The sequence below is a fragment of the Acidimangrovimonas sediminis genome (genome assembly GCF_002871005.1).
GTDB classification, from domain to species: Bacteria; Pseudomonadota; Alphaproteobacteria; order Rhodobacterales; family Rhodobacteraceae; genus Acidimangrovimonas; species Acidimangrovimonas sediminis.
Genome location: NZ_PHSN01000055.1, coordinates 1 through 3,532, shown reverse-complemented (window position 1 = coordinate 3,532; position 3,532 = coordinate 1). Strand labels below are relative to the sequence as shown.

Below are 3,532 nucleotides of genomic sequence, written 5' to 3'. Positions count from 1 at the left end.
AAAGCCCAAGCCTTCGTGAGAATAGACGAGAAAAGGGCTTCTCAACATCATCCGTGTCGATTTCGACCCGTCCGTCGGAGAGAAAGACGCGAAGCCCATCTTGTAGCTTCATTGTGTAGTCGATCGCCTCGCCAAGTTTCGATTTCCCGCGGATTTCCGGTCTGATCTGTTCCAGATAGGAGAAGAGCCCGTCCACTATCTGGGTGCTACGTTCTGCCCGCACCGCTTGCCGCAACGCGGCCGGCTGGCCCTTGATTTCTGCTTCAATTGCATAGATCCTTTTGATCTTGTCGAACGCGTGTTTCGCTTCCAGCGACGTCGAATTCTTTAAGATGAACCAATACCTTCTACGGACATGTGTCCAGCAATTAGCTAGTACCACCGGCCCCCCGGGGCGGTTGGGGTCAGTCAAGCGCAAGTAGGCGGCATATCCATCGACCTGCAGGGTGCCACTGAAACCGGTCAGAAGCTCTTCAGCGTGGCGCCCCTCCCGGGACGTGGCAAAGTGGAACGCGACCGCAGGCGGCTTGTTGCCGCCCCACCGTCGATCGTCACGACACAGTGCCCACGCATAGCAGGTCTTCGTTTTCCCCCGGCCTGGGTCGAGGAGAGGTATCCTGGTTTCATCCATGAAGAGCTTCGAGGACGACTTCAGGTCGGCGATGAGGGCCTCATAGATCGGCCGCAAGATCTTGCTGGCGCGCATGACAAGACGAGTGAGCGAGGTCCTGTTTATGCGCACCCCCGAGCGGCCAAAAATCTGCTGGAGCCGAAAAAGAGGGAGGAAGTCAGCGTATTTCGCGATCAGGATCGCGATCACCAGGCTTTCGCTGTAGCGCGAGTTAGGTAGTGCTCGATCGGGGGCCGGGGCCTGCACGAATAGGTCGCAGTATTGGCAGGAGTATTTGGGATACCTCAACACCTCGACGTAGACTTCCGCGGGCTTGTAGGCCAACCGCTCGATGACCTGCTCGCTGATCACACGGTGGCGACAACCACAGGAACAAAACTGCGACGGATCGGGTTCAACAACCTTCTCCTCACGGCGAAGGTGATCCGGAATTGTTACCTTCTGGCGGCCGAGCATGCCGCGTTGCTTCGTCTGCGGTGGCGCGGTCGTGACCTTCGAAGCCAGGCCGCCTTCGTTCCCAGCTGAGGATTCCTCTCCGCCGCTGTCTGGTCGGCCGTTGTCCTCTCCGTCGCCGTCCTCCTCTTCGCTTTCACTCTTTTCGCTGTTTGGACCAAAATGCATTTGTTTCAGGTCCTTGAGCCTCTCCTCCATGCGCGCGATCTCGGCCTTCAGGGTCTTCATCTGGGCCTTGGCCGACGACAGGCGGCCCTTCAAGACAGTCATCTCATCATCGCGTATGTGGTCCGCATCCGATATCTGCTTACCCAGATCTCGGACCACGCTATCGGCATGACTCGAAAGGCGCTCACAGGCCCTTTGTATCAAGTCCATTTCGTACATCCCTCGGAGCCGGGAAGATGGTTACCCGGCTGACTCCAGTGCAAGACCAAGCGATCACGTCCGCGATGCCGCGAACGAGCCACTTGACTTTCGACAATTTTTCTGGAATGGAGAGGGTATCGCTGCACGCGATTTTCCGAGGCCCTTGGGATTGCCGTCCCGGGGCCTCAACCTTTCCAGAGCCTTTTGAAATCTAGGTCATCGACGCCTCCTGCTCGCTGTGGGAGGGATAGCGCTCGGGAAAAAGTTCCTCGGCGGTAGTGCCCAAGGCTTCGGCCAAAACCTTTTCAATATTGGCTGACCGGCTCCTTCCCAAGGACACGACGCTGACCGCGGATGCCCCGACGTTCGCTTTGCGCGCTATGTCTGCGAGTGACAGGCCACGCAAGTCGAGCTGATACTTGATCCGAGCGTGACGCTCTCGATCAACCGGGAAGTCGTTGCGAGCCATGAGGTTCTCCGCGAATCACTGCCTTATGGCATGGCGGAGAAAGACGCAAAGATCAATCCTTTGCGTGAACACAAACAATAACGCCGTTGAGTCGCGGGCGCTGAGGCACTTCTAGCCGGCAATTTTCGCGAGGTCAATATCGTTGGATTACAGCGGTCATCTGGCCGTCTGGCCCAGGACAAGCCCCTCTCTGCAAGGTCGTTCGCAGTGTGTCTCCGTTGGTTCCGGCTCAAGAGATCAGGCATTTTTCGCAAGCGCGCTGCACGGGCGAATCCTCTGGCACCGCTTCGATGGCACCGATGATGCGCCCGAGAGCCGCCACTTTTCAGCTGAGCGTCGCCAATCGCGACGTGCGCAGGGCACGGCCATCCTCGCCGCTGAGGTTCTTCGGTTCGCTCCCCGTTCATAGCGCTGGTGGTTTCGACAAGCTTAACCGTTAAGCGGGCAAACCGACGCAGCCCAGGGCCTCCCCAAGCACCTGCGCGAGCTTCGGGGCGCAGTTGACCCCGGTAAACTGGAGCCCATAGCGAAAGCCGGGCTGGAGCTCGAGCACCCGCGCGGCGGCGGCGCGCGCCTCGGACATCTTGCCGAATTTCGCAAGCGCGGCGGCAAGCTGCACATAAGTGATGCTGTGCGATGGATTGGCCTGAACCGATCGATAGGCCGCCTGGCTCGCCTCCTCGAAATCCCCGAGCAGCAGATGGCTCATCGCCTGCGCATCATAGCCGGCGAAAGCCCACGGGTCGAACGGGCTGAGGCGAAGGCCGCGCTCGCTCCACTCGATGGCGCGGGCTGCCTCGCCGCCCCAGCCCAGAACGACACTGCCGAGGATCAGGGCGATCGCGCAGGAAGGGCTAAGTGTCAGCGCCGTTTCGAAGGCGGCGAGTGCCCTGCCCCGGTCGTGGCCGTCCACCCCGATCGAGAAGGCAGCAAGCGCCAGCGCCGTCGCATCGTCCGGGCCGTGGTGCATTGCCTCGCGCGCATGTTGGATCGAGGCCGCGCGACGCTCCTCCTTCAGGCCGCCGCGCAGGAACAGGCAGTGGTGGCACATCGCCATGTTGGCATGGGCCATCGCGTAGGACGGCTCCAACAGAACGGCGCGTTCGAGCGCGGCCAGCGCACGCCGCACACGGTCCGGCATGCCGGAATCAACGTCGCGCCGAGAGAGCAGCACAAGGTCGTAGGCGTCGAGGCTCTCGGGGCCTTTGCGGTGCACCCGCGCGATCTCGGCCCGCTGCAGGCCAGGGACCAGAGCGCCGAGCAGCGAGAGCGCGATCTCGTCCTGCAGCGCGAAGATGTGGTCGACACGGCGGTCGAACCACTCGGCCCAAAGCTGCGTGCCCGTGGCCGCCTCGACGAGTTGGACGCTGACGCGCAGCCTGTCGACCGCGCGCTGGATACTGCCAAGCAGCACGTAGCGCACGCCAAGCCGCCGCCCGGCCTCGGACACGTCCGCCCGCGAAGGCCCTGAGCCTGCTGAGGAAGTTCATCGAACACTTCCGGCTCGGGTAAGGAACGCAGAGCTGCCGTTCTCTGGATCATGCGGCAACGCAGCGGGGCGCATATCGGTGATCGCTTTGGTGCGTCGCAGCTCCCGGCCCACTGCTGCC

3 protein-coding genes are annotated in these 3,532 nt (G+C 61.5%); all 3 read right to left on the bottom strand.

Going from position 1 to position 3,532, the window contains the following annotated elements; all coding sequences use genetic code 11:
- Positions 1 to 1,462: IS66 family transposase (gene tnpC / locus CVV76_RS24075; RefSeq protein WP_102227227.1), on the bottom strand; the 1,462-nt coding region annotated here is incomplete at its 3' end.
- A 202-nt stretch (positions 1,463 to 1,664) separates the two neighbouring features.
- Entirely contained in the window at positions 1,665 to 1,922 is a 258-nt protein-coding gene (locus tag CVV76_RS24070; RefSeq protein WP_102227226.1) for a helix-turn-helix domain-containing protein, read from the bottom strand.
- A 436-nt stretch (positions 1,923 to 2,358) separates the two neighbouring features.
- Entirely contained in the window at positions 2,359 to 3,345 is a 987-nt protein-coding gene (locus CVV76_RS24065) for a tetratricopeptide repeat protein (RefSeq protein ID WP_146010391.1), read from the bottom strand.
- Between the last annotated feature and the right edge of the window lie 187 nt (positions 3,346 to 3,532).

Excerpts from the sequence above, each read along its gene's own strand:
- CVV76_RS24070 (WP_102227226.1), bottom strand. The coding sequence starts at position 1,922 with ATGGCTCGCAACGACTTCCCGGTTGATCGAGAGCGTCACGCTCGGATC.